18 protein-coding genes, 1 tRNA gene and 1 other RNA gene are annotated in these 16,110 nt (G+C 69.1%); 11 read left to right on the top strand and 9 right to left on the bottom strand.

Annotated features, from left to right (window positions below):
• Positions 1–22: 22 nt before the first annotated feature.
• Positions 23–2,185 carry a DNA polymerase III subunit gamma and tau gene (locus ACFE76_RS06795; protein WP_375430987.1) on the bottom strand — a complete coding sequence of 721 codons (2,163 nt, stop codon included), beginning with the start codon at positions 2,183–2,185 and terminating at the stop codon, positions 23–25.
• A 103-nt stretch (positions 2,186–2,288) separates the two neighbouring features.
• On the opposite strand from ACFE76_RS06795, the gene ACFE76_RS06790 reads away from it, so the two are divergent.
• Genes ACFE76_RS06790 through ACFE76_RS06780 form a run of 3 tightly spaced genes read left to right on the top strand, consistent with a single transcriptional unit; the run spans position 2,289 to position 5,566 of the window.
• Positions 2,289–4,103 carry an ABC transporter ATP-binding protein gene (locus ACFE76_RS06790; protein WP_375430986.1) on the top strand — a complete coding sequence of 605 codons (1,815 nt, stop codon included), beginning with the start codon at positions 2,289–2,291 and terminating at the stop codon, positions 4,101–4,103.
• Between the two features lie 13 nt (positions 4,104–4,116).
• Positions 4,117–4,935: a DUF72 domain-containing protein gene (locus tag ACFE76_RS06785; protein ID WP_375431118.1), complete on the top strand. Its 819-nt coding sequence runs from the start codon at positions 4,117–4,119 to the stop codon at positions 4,933–4,935.
• A 13-nt stretch (positions 4,936–4,948) separates the two neighbouring features.
• Complete coding sequence (locus tag ACFE76_RS06780) at positions 4,949–5,566, top strand: HAD family hydrolase (RefSeq protein ID WP_375430985.1); 618 nt, start codon at positions 4,949–4,951, stop codon at positions 5,564–5,566.
• A gap of 10 nt (positions 5,567–5,576) precedes the next feature.
• On the opposite strand, the gene ffs is transcribed toward ACFE76_RS06780, so the two are convergent.
• An RNA gene (ffs, locus tag ACFE76_RS06775) (signal recognition particle sRNA small type) lies at positions 5,577–5,673 on the bottom strand.
• Between the two features lie 94 nt (positions 5,674–5,767).
• Between ffs and ACFE76_RS06770 the strand changes: the two genes are divergently transcribed.
• The 3 genes from ACFE76_RS06770 to ACFE76_RS06760 all read left to right on the top strand — a co-directional run bounded on the left by ACFE76_RS06770 (position 5,768) and on the right by ACFE76_RS06760 (position 7,903).
• Positions 5,768–5,855: transfer RNA gene (locus ACFE76_RS06770), tRNA-Ser, on the top strand.
• Between the two features lie 632 nt (positions 5,856–6,487).
• Positions 6,488–7,423 carry a hypothetical protein gene (locus ACFE76_RS06765; protein ID WP_375430984.1) on the top strand — a complete coding sequence of 312 codons (936 nt, stop codon included), beginning with the start codon at positions 6,488–6,490 and terminating at the stop codon, positions 7,421–7,423.
• Between the two features lie 120 nt (positions 7,424–7,543).
• On the top strand, positions 7,544–7,903 hold the full coding sequence (locus ACFE76_RS06760) for a hypothetical protein (protein WP_375430983.1): 360 nt from the start codon (positions 7,544–7,546) through the stop codon (positions 7,901–7,903).
• Positions 7,904–8,031: 128 nt separating this feature from the next.
• Here ACFE76_RS06760 and ACFE76_RS06755 read toward each other — a convergent pair whose 3' ends face one another.
• The 4 genes from ACFE76_RS06755 to ACFE76_RS06740 form a co-directional block, all read right to left on the bottom strand.
• Positions 8,032–8,259 (bottom strand): hypothetical protein, encoded by a 228-nt coding sequence (locus ACFE76_RS06755; protein WP_375430982.1) that lies wholly within the window; start codon positions 8,257–8,259, stop codon positions 8,032–8,034.
• Positions 8,260–8,748: 489 nt separating this feature from the next.
• The gene (locus ACFE76_RS06750) at positions 8,749–10,224 is read right to left on the bottom strand and encodes a ThiF family adenylyltransferase (RefSeq protein WP_375430981.1); all 1,476 of its coding nucleotides are present in this window, start codon (positions 10,222–10,224) and stop codon (positions 8,749–8,751) included.
• Positions 10,224–10,640 (bottom strand): hypothetical protein, encoded by a 417-nt coding sequence (locus ACFE76_RS06745; RefSeq protein WP_375430980.1) that lies wholly within the window; start codon positions 10,638–10,640, stop codon positions 10,224–10,226. The genes ACFE76_RS06750 and ACFE76_RS06745 overlap by 1 nt, the downstream gene beginning before the upstream one ends.
• Entirely contained in the window at positions 10,637–11,050 is a 414-nt protein-coding gene (locus tag ACFE76_RS06740) for a hypothetical protein (protein ID WP_375430979.1), read from the bottom strand. Before ACFE76_RS06740 ends, ACFE76_RS06745 begins: the two co-directional genes overlap by 4 nt.
• A gap of 144 nt (positions 11,051–11,194) precedes the next feature.
• Between ACFE76_RS06740 and ACFE76_RS06735 the strand changes: the two genes are divergently transcribed.
• The 4 genes from ACFE76_RS06735 to ACFE76_RS06720 all read left to right on the top strand — a co-directional run bounded on the left by ACFE76_RS06735 (position 11,195) and on the right by ACFE76_RS06720 (position 12,950).
• A complete protein-coding gene (locus ACFE76_RS06735) occupies positions 11,195–11,545 on the top strand; it encodes a hypothetical protein (RefSeq protein ID WP_375430978.1) in 351 nt (116 codons plus the stop codon).
• A 2-nt stretch (positions 11,546–11,547) separates the two neighbouring features.
• Positions 11,548–12,117, top strand: coding sequence for an ImmA/IrrE family metallo-endopeptidase (locus tag ACFE76_RS06730; RefSeq protein ID WP_375430977.1), 570 nt, complete (start codon positions 11,548–11,550; stop codon positions 12,115–12,117).
• 154 nt (positions 12,118–12,271) lie between these two features.
• On the top strand, positions 12,272–12,631 hold the full coding sequence (locus ACFE76_RS06725) for a type II toxin-antitoxin system RelE/ParE family toxin (protein ID WP_375430976.1): 360 nt from the start codon (positions 12,272–12,274) through the stop codon (positions 12,629–12,631).
• 1 nt (position 12,632) lies between these two features.
• Entirely contained in the window at positions 12,633–12,950 is a 318-nt protein-coding gene (locus ACFE76_RS06720) for a helix-turn-helix domain-containing protein (RefSeq protein WP_375430975.1), read from the top strand.
• 638 nt (positions 12,951–13,588) lie between these two features.
• On the opposite strand, the gene ACFE76_RS06715 is transcribed toward ACFE76_RS06720, so the two are convergent.
• A complete protein-coding gene (locus ACFE76_RS06715) occupies positions 13,589–13,837 on the bottom strand; it encodes a hypothetical protein (RefSeq protein WP_375430974.1) in 249 nt (82 codons plus the stop codon).
• Between the two features lie 197 nt (positions 13,838–14,034).
• Here ACFE76_RS06715 and ACFE76_RS06710 point away from each other — a divergent pair, with 197 nt between their 5' ends.
• Positions 14,035–14,376, top strand: a complete 342-nt coding sequence (locus tag ACFE76_RS06710; RefSeq protein ID WP_375430973.1) for a hypothetical protein — start codon at positions 14,035–14,037, stop codon at positions 14,374–14,376.
• 14 nt (positions 14,377–14,390) lie between these two features.
• Here ACFE76_RS06710 and istB read toward each other — a convergent pair whose 3' ends face one another.
• Positions 14,391–15,179, bottom strand: a complete 789-nt coding sequence (gene istB / locus ACFE76_RS06705) for an IS21-like element helper ATPase IstB (protein ID WP_375430972.1) — start codon at positions 15,177–15,179, stop codon at positions 14,391–14,393.
• Between the two features lie 16 nt (positions 15,180–15,195).
• Positions 15,196–16,029 (bottom strand): hypothetical protein, encoded by an 834-nt coding sequence (locus ACFE76_RS06700; RefSeq protein WP_375430971.1) that lies wholly within the window; start codon positions 16,027–16,029, stop codon positions 15,196–15,198.
• Positions 16,030–16,110 lie beyond the last annotated feature (81 nt).

The raw sequence follows: 16,110 nt of genomic DNA, 5'->3' as shown, positions 1-16,110 counted from the left end.
CCGTGCGGCTGTCCAGGCCAGCCTATGCGCGTTCCTCCTCCTCGCCGATGATCTCGGCGCCGAGGTGGCGGGCGAGCAGCTCGGTGTGGGACTCCGTCGAGTCCTCCAGGTCGCTGTCCAGCCGGCTGGCCACGGCGTCGCGCTCGTCGTCCGCCCCACCGACCGCCGTCCCCTGCCGGGTCGGCCGGATCTGCGACCGAGCACGTGCGCGGTCCGCCGTGTCGTTGGGGTGGGCCGTGTCGTTGGGGTGGGCCGCGGCGGTCGGCGACGGCTCGGCGGGAACCTCGGCCGCCGGCGCCTGGGCAGGCGGGGGGGCGGGTGCGTTCCACGAGGCGGCAGCCGACTCGCTCACCGGCGCAGGTCGGACCGCCGGGGTGGGTGAGCTGGGACCGCCCTCGACGATGGTCTCGATCCGGAAGTCGGCGCCCAGGACCACGACGAGCGCCTCGCGCAGGACGTCCTCGTTGCCGCCGCGGGAAAAGCTGTCGCGGGCGCCGACGTTGGCCATGGCCAGCGCCATCACGCCGTTCCGCAGCTCGGCGACCTGCGCGTTCTGGCTGAGCAGGATCCAGGTGAACCGGCGCTTGCCCTTGACCTCCTCGAGCACCTCGGGCCAGAGCCGGCGGACGTCGGTCACCGTCAGCTGAGCGCCCGCTCCGGCACTGGCGCTCGCCGCCGGCTCCTCGGCCGGCCCGAGCTCGGTGTCGTCGGACTCACCACCCGCGGGTCCGCGGAAGTCCGACGGGCCGCCGCTCGCGGGCTCGGGTGTCGGCGGCACGGCGGCCGGAGCGACCGTTGGCTGTTCCACCTCGACGTCGGTAGGCGTCACCGGCGCTGATGCGGTGGACGGGACGACGCTGGCCGGCGGGGTCGCCGCGGCGGCCCGTTCTGGGGGCGCGGCGGGGCTGGTCACCGTGCCGGGGGCGGCGGCCGGCATCCCCAGCCGACGTTCGAGCCGGTCGAGCCGGGCGTGGACCCCCCGCTGGTCGACGTCGGCGCCGGGCAGCAGCACCCGCGCGCACATCAGCTCCAGGTGCAGCCGGGGCGCGGTCGTCCCCCGCATGTCGGTCAGGCCGGCCGCGAGCACCTCCGCGGCCCGGGTCAGCTCGCCGGGCCCGAGCGCGGCCGCCTGCGAGGACAGCCGTTCCGCCTGGTCAGCCGCGACGTCGACCAGGCCCGAGCGCAGAGCGTCCGGTACCGCCGCCACGATCACCAGGTCACGGAGGCGCCGCAGCAGGTCCTCGGCAAACCGGCGCGGGTCCTGACCCACCTCGATCACCTTGTCGACGCAGGAGAACACCCCTCCGGCGTCTCCGGCGGCGAACGCGTCGACGAACTCGTCCAGCAGTGAGTCGGGGGTGTAGCCGAGCAGGGCCGTGGCCTGCCGGTAGCCGACGCCGGACTCCTCGGCGCCGCCCAGCAGCTGGTCGAGCACCGACAGCGAGTCCCGCACCGAACCGGCCCCGGCCCGGACGACCAGTGGCAGCACGGCCGGTTCGACCGTGATGCCCTCGGCCGCGCAGAGCTTGGCTAGGTAGTCGGTCAGCACCCGCGGCGGTACCAGCCGGAACGGGTAGTGGTGGGTGCGCGACCGGATGGTACCGATCACCTTGTCCGGCTCGGTGGTGGCGAAGATGAACTTGACGTGCGGCGGCGGCTCCTCGACCAGCTTCAGCAGGGCGTTGAAGCCCGCCGTGGTCACCATGTGCGCCTCGTCGACGATGTAGATCTTGTAGCGGCTCTGCACGGGAGCGAAGAAGGCCCGTTCGCGGAGGTCGCGCGCGTCGTCCACTCCACCGTGGCTGGCGGCGTCGATCTCGATCACGTCGATGCTGCCGGCCGCACCGCGGGCCAGGTCGCGGCAGGAGCGGCAGCGTCCGCACGGCTCGGCGACCGGGCCCTGCTCGCAGTTGAGGCAGCGGGCGAGGATGCGGGCCGAGGTGGTCTTGCCGCAGCCCCGGGGACCGGAGAACAGGTACGCGTGGTTGACCCGGTTGTTGGTCAGGGCCCGCTGCAGCGGCTCGGTGACGTGCTCCTGGCCGATCACGTCCGCAAAGGTGTCCGGGCGGTAGCGGCGATAGAGGGCCAACGGTGCGCGCTCGGCTGAGGACGCGCCGTCGTCGAACAGCGCATCGTCTGGGCTGTGCTCGGTCTCGAGCAGGGCGTCCTCCACGTCGAGAACCATATGCCCCGGGACTGACAGTTCTCGTGGACGAGTCGGCGCCGCAGGACCGCCGCAAGCCCGGCCGGTGCCAGCTGCGGGGGTCCAGCTATGGCTACCCTCAGCTGTGCGCAACGACCCTCAGCCCCTGCGTGCCCTCTGGCGTCACCACCGCCGGCACCGTCCTCGGGTCGTCGCGGCGGTCGCGGCCACCACGGTCAACACCGCCGCTGACGTCGCCCCGGAGCTGCTGCTCGGCGTGGCGGTCGACATCGTCGTCCGGGGCGCCGACTCGTTCGCCTCGTCCCTGTTCGGCATCGAGAGCCGCTTCGGCCAGCTGGTCGCCGTGGCCGTGATCAACGTCGTCGTCTGGGTGATCGAGTCGGCGACGGACTACCTGGCGGCCGTGCTGTGGCGCGGGCTGTCGCAGTCCGTCGAGCACGAGCTGCGGGTCCAGACGTACGCGAACGTGCAGGAGCTCGACGTCTCCTGGCACGAGGGCTCCGCGCCGGGCCGGGTCCTGTCGGTGATCAGCGAGGACGTCAACCAGCTCGAGCGGTTCCTCGACGTCGGTGCGCGCGTCATCCTGCACACCTTCTGGACGGTGGTCTTCGTCGGCGCCGTCTTCGCGGCCTCGTCGTGGCCGCTGATGGTGCTGGCCTTCCTGCCGGTGCCGGTCATCGTCTGGGGCTCGATCCGGTTCCAGCGCATCCTCGAACCTCGGTACAAGCGGGTGCGCGAGGCTGCCGGCGACGTGAGTGCCACCGTCTCGACCAACCTGGGCGGGCTCAGCACCATCAAGGCCTTCACCGCAGAGAGCCGTGAGGTCGAACGGGTCCGTGCCGTCAGCCAGGGCTACCTGGACGCCAACACAGCGGCCATCCGGTCCTCAGCCGCGTTCGTGCCGCTGATCCGGATGGCGATCCTCGTCGGCTTCACCTCGACGCTGCTGCTGGGCGGCTGGTTGGTCCTCGACGGGCGGCTCGAGATCGGCCTGTACACCGTGCTGGTCTTCATGACCCAGCGGCTGCTCTGGCCGCTGACGGACCTGGGCGAGACCCTCGACCTCTACCAGCGCGCCATGGCCTCGACCCGGCGGATCTTTGCCCTGATGGAGGAGCGCGGGCAGCAGCAGCCGGGCCCGGCCGCGCTGGAGCGCCCGGTCCGCGGCCGGCTCGAGCTGCGCGGCGTCCGCTTCGGGTACGCCGACGGGCCCGACGTCCTGCAGGGTCTTGACCTCGTGGTCCCGGCCGGCGAGACGCACGCCGTCGTCGGAGCGACCGGGGCCGGCAAGTCGAGCGTGCTGCGGCTCGTGCTGCGCTTCTCCGACCCGCGCGAGGGTGAGGTGCTGCTGGACGGCACCGACGTCCGCACCCTGTCCTGGGACTCGTTGCGGGGAGCGATCGGCTACGTCAGCCAGGACGTCTTCCTCTTCCACGGCACGGTGCGCGAGAACATCGCCTACGGCCGGCCGGACGCGAGCGAGGCCGACGTCCGCGAGGCCGCCCGGCTGGCCGAGGCGTCGGGCTTCATCGAGGCCCTGGCGCAGGGCTACGACACCGTGGTGGGCGAACGCGGACTGACCCTCTCGGGCGGGCAGCGGCAGCGGATCGCCTTGGCCAGGGCGATCCTGCGCGATCCCGCTGTCCTGGTGCTGGACGAAGCGACCTCGGCCGTCGACAACGAGACCGAGGCGGCCATCCAACGCTCGCTGGCCGCGGTCACCGCGCACCGGACCGCACTGGTCGTCGCGCACCGCCTGTCGACCGTGCGCGACGCGGACCGGATCTGGGTGCTGGCCGAGGGTCGGGTGGCCGAAGCCGGCAGCCACGACGAGCTGGTGGACGCGGGCGGCCTGTACGCCGCGCTCTGGGCGGTCCAGACCGGCGAAGCGGGGCACGCCGTCGCGCAGCCGGTCGAGGCGGGGGTGAGGCGGGGGTGACGTCCGGGTCGGCATCTCGGGCTGGACCTACCCGCCGTGGCGGGGCAGCTTCTATCCGCCCGGTCTGGTGCACCGGCGCGAGCTGGGCTACGTCGCGGAACGGCTGAACAGCCTGGAGATCAACGGGACCTTCTACGCCCGGCAGCGGCCGACCAGCTTCGCGAGCTGGGCCGCGTCCGTGCCCGAGGACTTCGTCTTTGCCGTCAAGGGTCCGCGCTTCATCACCCACCTGAAGAAGCTGGGTGACGTCGCGGTGCCGCTCGCCAACTTCTACGCTTCCGGCGTGCTGGCCTTGGGCCGGCGGCTGGGCCCGTTCCTGTGGCAGCTGCCGCCCAACCTCGGCTACGACGCCGAACGGATGGCCACCTTCTTCGACCTGCTCCCCCGGACCGCCGGCGAGGCCGCGGCGCTCGCCGCCTTCCACGACGCGCGGGTGCCCGAGGACCAGGCCCTGACCACCGCGGCCGACCCGGGGCTCCGGCTGCGGCACGCCGTCGAGGTGCGGCACGAGACCTTTCGCGACCCCGCCTTCTACGCCCTGCTGCGGGCGCACGACATCGGGCTCGTCGTCGCGGACAACCCGGGCAAGTGGCCGATCATCGAAGAAGTGACCAGTGACTTCATGTACGTCCGGCTGCACGGGCACGAGGAGCTGTACGCGAGCGGCTACTCCGACGCGGCGCTCGACGGCTGGGCGGCCAAGCTGCGGGGTTGGGCCGCCGCCGGCCTGGACGGCTACGTCTACTGCGACAACGACGTCAAGGTCCGGGCCCCGTACGACGCCATGGGCCTGCTGCGGCGGGTACAGGACGCCGGCGCCCAGCCCGGCTGAGAGGATGGGCGATATGGCCGTCCCTCCGCGCGCGATCCTCTTCGACGCCGACGGGGTGCTGCAGCACATGACCGTCGAGTGGCGCGACGAGCTCAGCGAACGATCGGGCGAGGAAGGTCCGGAGACCGACCGCCTGCACGACGCCATCGCCCAAGCCGAGAAGCCGACGATGACGGGGGAGATTGACCTGGCGGACTCGCTGGTCCAGGTGCTCGACGACCACGACACCGACCTCGAGGTGCACGAGGTCCTCGAGGTCTGGCAGAACATCGAGGTGGACGAGGCGGTCCTCGACGGCGTCCGTTCCCTGGCCGGCCGCGGCATCATCCGGGCCCTGACCACCAACCAGGCCGAGCAGCGGGCGGCGTGGATGCGGGCGAACCTGCCGTACGACGACCTGTTCGACGCGCACTTCTACTCCTGCGAGATCGGCCTGGCCAAGCCGGACCCCGACTATTTCCGGCACGTCCTGGACGCGCTCGGGGTGGCGGCCGAGGACGCACTGTTCATGGACGACACGCTGGTGAACGTCGAGTCGGCCGCAGAGCTGGGCCTGCGGGCTGAGCTGTTCGCGCGTGACGGTGGCCGCGCCGAGCTGGACCGCATCCTCGGGCTGCACGGCCTGCTCTGAGCCGGCCGGTGTGAGGAGCCCCCCGCGCACCCGACAGAGCTCACTTACCCTTGCTGCCGTCAAGCCCTGGGGGAGTTGGGCGAGATGCCGCCACGCGGGGGACCGAAAACGAGTGTACGGGATCGGTCCGGGCCCGCTCCGCGTGGCGGAGGGCCGTTCTCGGTTTCGTCCCGGCTCGGGTCACCGGGTAAGGTTCCGCGCGGAGGATTCGCCTAGAGGCCTATGGCGCTCGCTTGGAAAGCGGGTTGGGTTCACGCCCTCACGAGTTCGAATCTCGTATCCTCCGCCAGGCTGACCAGGGCAGACGTCGACGCTCGCTGTTCGATTACTGCTCGGTGCGCCAGGCGTGGTCTCAGTTTTGGTCCAAGATCCCTTGCGCCGGAGATAGACGACGACACGTGCAGACGAACACCACCAAACGTCGGCGCACCTCAAGGGACCCTGATCTGAGGCTCAAAGGTCTGCGGCCAACTCGGAAAGCGGGTTGATCGCGTTCGTCCACGATCGCGAGCGGTCGCCAGACAGTCTCGGTGCGAGGGCTCGGACCCGGCGTGGTCGCTTCGCATCTTCTGGGCTGTTGGCTTCTTGACGCTGCGCTCGACCGTCGGCTCGCTAGCAGTTCTCGCGGACATATCGCCACCTCGGTACTGGACGCCGTCCACGCTGCCCACCGCAGCTCACTCACTGCAGCCAAGCCAAGTTCCGCGGCCTCCCCGAAGCCGCTGTTGCCTTCGCGATAGGAAGCCGGGCGGAGATGACGCCGACCTCGCCGAGTACCAAGGGACCAGCGTCCAGACCTGCGGTCTGTGGCCATGGCGGCCGGCTCCAACCGGCCCAACATCGGCATGCCGATCGGTCCTGACCTGGTCACCGGGGCCACCGTGTGCTGCGACCCGCTCTCGTTGGTTCCGGAATGGCTTCATGTCTTCACCTTCGATGGCGGTGTTCGAGCTGCCGGGGTTCGGTAAGTCGTCGTTCGCGGGCCGTCAGATCGTCGGTCTGGCGCACCAGGGCGTCGCGTCTCTGGTAACCGACCTAAAGGCGGAGTACAGCCCGCTGGTTGGGCCTCTCGGCGGCCAGGTGATGGAGTTCGGCAAGGGCTACCGGCTCAACCTGCTCGACCTCGGTGCGATGGGTGACGCTGCCCGACGCATTGGCGGCAGCCGAGGCCAGGCGCTGCGCGAGCTAGCGGTCGGCCGGGTGGTGGACGCGGTCTCCGCCAAGGTGCAGCTCGTCCGCCGGCAGCCGGTCGGGACCTGGGAGGTCACCCTCCTGACAACAGCGGTGTGGGCCCTCGACCTCGCGTTCCGTCGCAAGAGAGCAGCCCCAACTTGGTCGGACCTGGTCCGGGTCGTCCAGAACCCCACCGACGGCATGCTGACCGCGGTCCTGGCGAAGGACGCTGCGGACTACCAGGAGCTGGCGACGGGGTTGCAGCGGTCCCTGCAGGCGGTGCTGGAGGGACCGCTGGGCCGGCTGTACGACGGCCAGACCACCGATCGGCTGCGGACGGACGCGCCCACGGTGAGCATCGACATCTCCGCGATCAGCCGTCAGTCGGAGAGCATCCTGGCCTCGGTGATGCTGGCGAGCTGGGGCGAGACGTTCGCGGCGGTGGAGACTGCGAATGCGTTGACCGACGCCGGCCTGACGCCGCAACGGAACTACCTGGTCGTCTTGGACGAGCTGTGGCGGCCGATGAGGCTGGAGGGCGCCGGTCTGGTCGACAAGGTCGACTCGGTCACCCGCCTCAACCGGGCGGCCGGGGTCGGGAACATTCTTGTCACCCACTCGCTGCGCGACCTGCAGTCGATGAGCTCCGAGGCCGACAACCGGAAGGCGGCCGGCCCCCGGTGACCCGCTGCGGCTGTTCGTCGACCTGGTCCGCGGCCACGCCCGCTGGACTCCCGCCGACACCTGGGCCGCCGCCGGCACGGCCGTCCTGGTCCTGGTCGGAGTCGTCGCCGGAATCCTGCTGTGGCCGAAGAGGCGGAAGGTCGAGGCGGACCGCGCCGCCCGGCACCTGGTACCAGCGCTGCTACCTCGCCACCGCCCACGCCCACCTCGGCGTCCTGCAGCCGCTGCAGACCGGTCACCAACGCCGAGGCCCGCGAGGTCACGGCCAGCGTCCAGCACGGCCAGGCCCGACAGCTGATCGGGACCGACGGCGTCCCGCTGGTCACCGCCCACGGCACCGCCATCACCGATACCGACCGGCGCCTCGCCGCCGGCGAGACAGGCGTCGTGGCGCCGCCAGAGCTGCGGGTGACCAACCCCGTGCTGCGGCTCCAGGTGTTCACAAGATACCGGGACCGGACTTACGTCGATTGGGGATGATCGGCTTGGATTACGGGATGGATCCCGAGACCAAGTCGTACCTCCAGGCGATGGAGGCTTGTGCCAGCGACCTCGATCGTTGGCGGGTCCGCGTTGGCTCTCTCGAGGTGCCTCAGAACGGCAGTCAACTACACGCCGACGACCGGATCTTTCCGTTTCACCGCATCAGCGAGACCGCTCGGCAAACTCTTGCGTCGGCAGGGGAGCACCTGCGCCTGGCCTGGATCGTGATTGAAGGCGGACACCTGTTTCCCAGCAGCCACTTCACGGTCTTGCGTGGAGCTCTGGCTGGTGCCGCGCAGGCCGTGTGGATGCTGGACCCCGTTGACGATCTCGAGCGTCGTGACCGAGGTCATCAAGTGATCCAGGAGATGTACGTCCAGTTGCGGAAGTTTCAACAAACCAACACCACGCTCCACGACTTGGCCTCAGCCGAGCTTCAGACCGTGCTGGCGCAGATAGCTTGGATCGACGAGCGGCTGGCCTCGCTGGCCGCCGTTCGAAGCACGAACAGACCGCTCAACCAGACCGACTACATCGCCGCCGCAGCGAAGATCATGTACACCGACGGGGGCAAGCAGGACCAGGTTCGGCTGTTATGGCGACAGATGAGTTGTGACGCTCATGTGCTGGGCTGGTCCATGTGGATGCGTGGGCAGACCGGGCCCACGAGTCGGACGACGGGGCTCTCGACCGGCACCGTAACCGGGGATGTTGGGCAGATTGCGCAGCCGTTTATCGCCTCGTTTGATCTGCTTAAGAGGGGCTGGAGCTGTATGACCAACGGTGCGAAGGCTCGTAGCGGATGGCTAACGGCGCTGGAGTCGCGAAGGGGAACCGGGCCCTTAGGTGCGGCCAGTCAGGTTGTGGAAAAAGCGCTCGGCCAGCACAGCCGGTTGCAGGCGCAGCGGAGTGCGCCGTGCATGGCGGTCGGCGACGAGCTGTCGCCATCCGGCTTGGCGCTCGGTCAGGGCGGGACGCCGGTCACCGGTGCCGCTTTGGGGCTCGTAGGGGCAGCACGCCGCGGTGGTGGCCTGGGAGTGCTCGAGTTGGTGGGGCGCGAGCAGGTAGCGCAGGGCGGCGGGGACGCCGCGGCCGCCGGGGTGTGCGGTCAGGCTGACGAACTGGGCGAGTAGCGCGGCACTCACGCTGGCCGAAAGCGCGGCGACGTTCTGGCGGGCTGGGACTGTTCGGCCGGAGCTTGCGATGTAGGTCGGGTCGTCGAGCAGGCCCTGCCGGTCGAGGGCCAGCTCGCCGAGGTCGAGCTGGCCAAGGCAGGCCATGCAGGGCCGGCCCGGGAGGAGAGTGTGGCTGCGCCAGGTTCCTGAGCGCAGTCGTCCGTCGGGGAACGGGTCGAGACCGATGCCGCCGTCAATCACCGGGATCAGGTCGGTGTAGGCCATCAGGTTGAGTACGGCACGGGGCCAGGGCCGGTCGACGCAGGAGAAGACGACGTCGTAGTCGAGGGCGGCTGCGAGGCCGTCGGGGTCGGTGATGCTGGCCTCGTGCACATGGGGGATGAACCGAGCGGCCGTGGCGGCGGTGGTCATTAGGCGGGTGGCGACGTCGACTTTGGCCCGGCCGATTGCGGCGTCAAGCCGGGTCGCGCCGATCATGCGGTCGAGGTTGACCACCTCGACCGCGTCAATGTCCATCACGCCAACGTCGAGCAGGCCGGTGGCAGCCAGCCGCTGGGCGACGTCGAGGCCGACGCTGCCGACACCGACCACCAGGACCCGCGTCCGGGCAATGGATGCCTGGGCGCGTTCGCCCCAGGCCGACACCGTGCGCAGCTGGGAGTCGGTCGGGGTCGGCGCGGGTCGCAGCGCGTCGTTCCAGCTGATCGTGAGCCGCTCGTCGACTGAACGCACCGACTCAGCACAAGTGGGCTGCTGGTGGTCCGACCAGAACCGGGCCGACCAGGCCAGGTCTTGTCCGGCCAGGGTCATCCCGACGAGCGGCAGCTCAGTGAAGCTGCGCGCGACCCGCTCGTAGTCGGCTTCGGTGTCGTGGTCCATGCCGCTCAGTCGCTGCCAGCCGGTCCCGCGGGGGTGGGAGTGGAGCAGCACGAGGCCCTCGCCGCGGGTGCGGGCCTGCGCGGCCGCGCGCAGCACGTAGCCGCTGGTGAACGACGCGTTGCCGTGCACCAGCCGGTCGCCCTCACCGGGTAACACCATGCTGCGCAGCAGCGCGGTGGTGCGGGCGCGGCCGGTCGAGGGCTGGTAGGTCGCGACAACCACGTCCTCCTGGCCGTCGGCGCGGACCAGCGACTGCCGTAGTTCGGCCTCCACGTCGCGGGTCAGGGCCACCGAGTAGCGCATCAGGTTGCCGGGCGGGCGATGGCGAGCAGCCCTCGGACGTGCCGCAGCCAGGTGCGGGCGAGCGGGATGGAGAGGTCGACGGGGCCGAGGTCGCGTGAGTGACGACGCCACCCGGGTGGGCAGTCGGTGGTGTCGCTGTTGGTCGGCTCGATGACCACACTGTCGGGCACGTGCACCCAGTGCGGCGGGGACAGCGGCCAGCCCTGGACCTCCGAGACGCTGACTCCAGTCGCCACGGTCTGTCCGGCCAGCGGCCCGGACGGGACCAGCACGTCGAACAGCAGCTGGTTGCCCGCGCCGCGGATCGGGGCGCCCTCAGCGGCCATGTCGGCCGTGAACCGCTCGGTGGGCGTCGCCGGCGTCGCGGCCGTCAGCGGCACAAGGGACACCGGGTCCCGGCCGGGTGGCTCGGTCACGCGACGCCGCCGACGCGCTTGGCGGTGACGAACTGATCCTCGTTGTGGATGGTCACGATCTGTCCGGCGCTGAAGGTCTCCGGAGTGTCGGAGACCCGGGAGAGGTCGTAGCCGGCTGGATCGACCTGGGCGAGGCGCAGCAGGTCACCTGCGGTCTGGTCCTCGTCGTAGGTCGTGTGCTGCTCGCCGTCGATGCTGAAGTGCAGCTTGCGGCGGGCGCGGAAGTGCTGACCGTCGGCTAGGTCGACGATCTGGGCGTCGTGGATGCGGTCCTCGACGCCGTGCCGGATGCGGAACAGATCGAAGTACTTCGGGTCGTGGCCGGCGAGGCGGAGCAGCGCGGCAGCGGTCTGGTCGTCGTCGGCGGTGGCGTAGGACGTGTCGTCGATATTGATGTGGATGGTTGGCATGGTGCCTCCTGTTCTAGTTCGAAAACAAGTGTTCCAGTTCCACAAGCATTGCGCAACTGGAACACTTGTTCCGGCCGGTGTAGGTTCGCGTCGTGACCCGACATGGCTAGCTCGTCCATCGACGTCGCAGCACTAGCCGCGGCTATGGAAGACCGCGTGAAGAACGATCACATTTCCTGGCGCACCGCGGCTGGCAGCATCGGCGTCAGCCCCTCCCTGCTGACCCGGCTACGCAACGGGCAGCGGCCCGATCTGGAGGCCTTTGCCGCCATCACCCGGTGGTTGGGGCACCGGGCTGACGATTACCTGATCGACCCGCGACGCGGACCCGAGAACAGCGGCGCACGACCGGAGGCGCCGCTGGAGTCGTCGGTGGCTGCGCTGCTGCGAGCCCGGTCCGACCTTAACGAGGTCGACAAGACGTTCCTGCACAGCATCCTCTCGGCCGGGATCCAAAGCGTGCAGCAGCGCCAGAAAGCCGAGGACGACCAGTAGCAGTGCGCACCAAGGCGGAGCTCGGCCGGCTGGCCCAGGCGGTCCGGGAGGAGACCGGGTGCGGCCGGTTCGAGCCGTTCGACCCGTGGGCGTGGTCGAAGGACAACGGCGTGCCGTTCCTCTCCCTCGACGATCTCGACATCAGCGCCGAGGCGCGGGACCACTTCACCGTCGACCGACCCGGGGCATGGTCTGCTGCGCTCACTCGAGCTGGCATGCAGCACCTGGTCATCTACAACCCCTCGCACTCCGCGGAACGAACCCGGTCGAACCTCGCCCATGAGGTCGCCCACTTCGCCGCCGAGCACGCACTATCCGACGCCTGGATGGACGACTCCGGACGGTGCGGTGCAACGTCAAAATCTGACGAGAAGGAAGCCACCGAGCTGGCTGGCGCCTTACTCGTGCCAGCCGAGGTGGCGAAGGCGCACGCCATCAGAGGCAAGACCGCCGAGTCGCTGGCCGAGACGTACGGCGTCAGTGCAGAGATGGCCAACTGGCGGATGCAGATGTCGGGAGGACCGACCATCGCCAAGCGCTCGGTGAGCAGGCGCGGCCTACGCCGCGGTTGAGCGCGACCGGGGGGATCGTCAACAACCGCCTCATCGTCGGCAGCTGCGGGACCGCTCGACGTGACGCCTTGGAACAGCATCACCACGCGGACCTAGGCTGTCACCGCGCTAGTATGACCTTGACATCATATGCCTTGTAGGTAATACTTTTGGGGTGTGGGAAGTGATCCTGCTCGACGAGGTCGACAACTGGTTCCTCAACCTCGTCAAGTCCGACCCAGTCGAGGCGGAAGCAGTTGCAGGTGCCATCGACCTGTTGGAGGCCGAAGGCCCAAGCCTTGGACGTCCGGCTGTGGATCGACTGAAGGGGTCGAAGCGGCACAATCTAAAAGAGTTACGTCCCCTCGGCACCTCGATTCGGATCCTGTTCGTTTTCGATCCGAAACGCCAAGCAGTCCTATTGGTTGCCGGGGATAAGGCCGGGTCTTGGAAAGAGTGGTACGTAGATAACATCCCGGTCGCCGAGCAGCGCTACAGCGCATGGCTCGACGGCCACTACGGTAGGAGTGATTGACATGGCGCGTTCGTGGTCGACCGTTCGGCACAGCGTTGTTGAGGCGGGGCTGATTGACGAGCAGAAGGTGACCAACGCTCGCAAGGAGCTGCATGAGGCAGTTCGGGCACAGCACCTCGTTGATCTCCGTAAGGAGCAGGGCTCCACCCAGGTACAGGTGGCCAGAACGATCGGCGTAACCCAGGGGTATGTTTCGAGACTGGAGCGCGGCGATCTTGCACACACGGAACTCGGAACGCTTGAGTCTTACGTGGAAGCATTGGGCGGCAGGTTGCGGGTCACAGTAGAGATCGGCGACGCCATCGTTACCCTCCACTAACAGGTCGAGCAGTGGGCTGGGCGGCAGCGAGTCACACGGACCAGCGCCCCGCGGCCGGCGGCCCCGTCCTGAGAGCGATGTGGGGACGGCAAGTTGTCCGGCGTGGCCTTCGCAGGGGATAGATAAAGGACATTGTCTATCCGCAGGGCGGTGGGTTGGACGACCCGCCAGTCGCTTATCTGCTCAGACCGCTCACGTCGAGCCAGCGCCTGCGGCGGTCGTGGCGAGCCCGATGGGATACTCCACCCGGCTTCATCGGGGGCCGTTCACTGCGCTCCTCTGGACGGTCTCAGTTTTGGTCTCAGTTCTCTGCGTCCGGCTCCGTGCACGACCGTCCCAAAGCCGACGAGCCAAGCGCGACAGCGCTGCACCAGACGTCGGCGGACCCCGACTTGCAGTCTTGGAAAGCGGGTTGGGTTCACGCCCTCACGAGTTCGAATCTCGTATCCTCCGCCAGGCTGACCAGGGCAGACGTCGACGCTCGCTGTTCGATTACTGCTCGGTGCGCCAGGCGTGGTCTCAGTTTTGGTCCAAGATCCCTTGCGCCGGAGATAGACGACGACACGTGCAGACGAACACCACCAAACGTCGGCGCACCTCAAGGGACCCTGATCTGAGGCTCAAAGGTCTGCGCCAACTCAGAAAGCGGGTTGAGTTGCGTTCGCCAGCCATCGCGACGCGACCAGATGCAGCTCATCGAGGCGGGACTGCTTCGCGAGCTTCGAGACCTCGCGCCCCATGCCCCCCAGGGCGTCGGCACCGTCGTTCGAGCAGGTCTGCGACGCGATCCCACCAAACGAATGCAGACTCCGCTCGACTTCGGTAATGCACTGGCGCACGCCGCCAGCAACATCCGTGACTTGGCGGCGCGAGGACACGCAGGTCACCGAATGTGCCTCGTCGGCGCTCCGCAAGGCACCAAGAAGGAAGTGCGGGTCTGTTGCATCGACGCTGCAGGTCGAGTGTCGGTCGCAGCGAGATACGCATGGCTATGTCAACTCGAGTTGGCCCCGGTGTGACGGCTTGATCTGGCCCCGGTATTTGAGGGTGCGGGGTCTTGGGGTCTTAGACGATGATGTTGACGGTGGAGACGGTGACGTTGTGGCGTCCGGTAGGTCCCGAGGAGCTCGCTCTGGTCGAGGCGGCTGGCTGGTCAGCGTGGCCGCCGCGGTTGCCGGAGCAGCCGATCTTTTATCCGGTGTTGAACGAGGAGTACGCGACCAAGATCGCTCGGGATTGGAACGTGCGGGCTAGCGGGGCCGGGTTCGTGACGCGGTTCGAGGTGCGGAAGGCGTATCTCGATCGGTATGAGGTTCACCAGGTGGGCGGTCGGACGATCCTGGAGTACTGGATCCCAGCCGAAGATGTTGACGAGTTGAACCGCAATCTGGTCGGCCAGATTACGGTGGTGGCCTCGTTCTCGTAGACGCCGCCTGGCCCTCACTGGGCCGAGGCCGAAGGCCTCAGCGATCGGGCGTGGGCGAGGCGGTAGCTGGTGGTGCCGGTCTCGATGATGTGACCGTTATAGGTGAGGCGGTCGACGATGGCGGCGCAGAGGCGGGGGTCAGTGAAGGTCTTGGTCCAGCCGGAGAAGGGCTCGTTGCTCGCGATCGCGACGGCCGAGCGTTCCTCACGCTCAGTGAGAACCTGAAACAGCAGTTCGGCTCCTCGGCGGTCGAGCTGGAGGTAGCCGAGCTCGTCAATTGGGAGCAGGTCGGAGCGGCCGTAGCGGGCGATGGTGCGGGCGAGTTGCCGTTCGTCGGCGGCTTCGGCGAGCTCGTTGACGAGTTTCGCGGCGAGGACGTAGCGGACGCTGTGGCCGCGTTCGGCGGCGGCGGTGCCGAGGCTGATGAGCAGGTGCCTCTTGCCGGTGCCGGAGTCGCCGATCAGGCAGAGCGGCCGTCCTTGTCGGACCCAGTCGCTGGTGGCGAGCTGGCCAATCAGGGCCGGGTTCAGCACGGGGTTGGCGGTGAAGTCGAAGTCGTCGAGCCGCTTCGACCTGGGGAACCCGGCCGCGTGCAGGCGGCGCTGGGTGCGTCGGATGGTGCGGTCGTCGCACTCGGCCATGACCAGCTCGGCGAGGAACCCGAGGTAGGACAGCTGCTCCCGTTCGGCCTGGGCGGCGACCTCACCGAACCGGGCCCGCATCGTCGGCAACCGCAGGGTCCGGCAGCCGGCGTCGATCGCGGCCTCGACCGCCGGCTGCGTCGGTTGACGCCGCCCGGTCACCACGTCTGGTCCTTCATCACATGGCCTGCGCTTTCGTCGTGGTGTTGTGGGTGAGGAGCTGGTCGTACTGGTGGACCGTCGGCAGCGGCCGCGGGTCCGTCGGGAGGACGACGACGGGGTGGTCGGGCTGGCCGTGGCGGCCGTGGTCGATCGGCGCCCGCCGTTTGAGGGCGAGGGAGAACGGGACCGGGCCGGTGTCGGGCTGGCCGTCGGCCTTGCGGGCCTCGAGGGCGACGACGTCCGATGAGGGCGACTGCAGCCGCAGCGCAGCGGTCAGGCCGGTCTCGACGTCGCCGGCGGGAATGTGGCGGTGCAGCAGCAGCACCTCGACCAATGCGCGAGTGCCGGCACTGTCGCCGAGCTTGGACCGGGCCATCGCCCAGAACGCGTCGTGCGCGGGGGTGAATGTGCCAGCCGCCCGCGCCTGGGCCAGCGCGGTCGCGCCGGGCAGAGCGCCGGGCTTGCGGGCCAGGACCTCGAGGTAGTGGTCCAAGATCAGCGACTGCCCACCCCGGGCGATGACCCGCTCGTGCACCGCGACCTGGCGCGGCCCGTCGAACACCGTCACCGAAGACGCACCGAGCTGGACCCGAACCTGGCGTCCGATCAGCCTGGCAGGGACCGAGTATTGGGCCTGGCGGACGGTGACCCGGGCATACCGGTCGACCCGTGGCGTCAACGTCAACCAGGTCGGAAACGCCTCGACCGGCAGCGGGCGGAGCAGGGTGCGTTCGAACGCGGCGTCGTGGCCGACGGTCTGGACCCGATTGCTGATGCGCCGATAGGCATCCTTGACGTCGGCCGCGGCGAGGTGTTCGTTGAGCTCGGCGATCGAGTCCACCACGGGCATCGGGACGCAGTGGGTGCGGCGGAACCGAGCCTGTCAAGATGTCTGTGTGAGTGATCTGGGTCACAGGGGTTAGAGGTAGGG

Origin of the sequence: uncultured Friedmanniella sp. (assembly GCF_964244005.1) — a bacterium.
Lineage (GTDB): Bacteria > Actinomycetota > Actinomycetes > Propionibacteriales > Propionibacteriaceae > Microlunatus.
The sequence above is the reverse complement of the archived record's forward strand: the minus strand, read 5'-3'. Positions and strand labels throughout refer to the sequence as shown.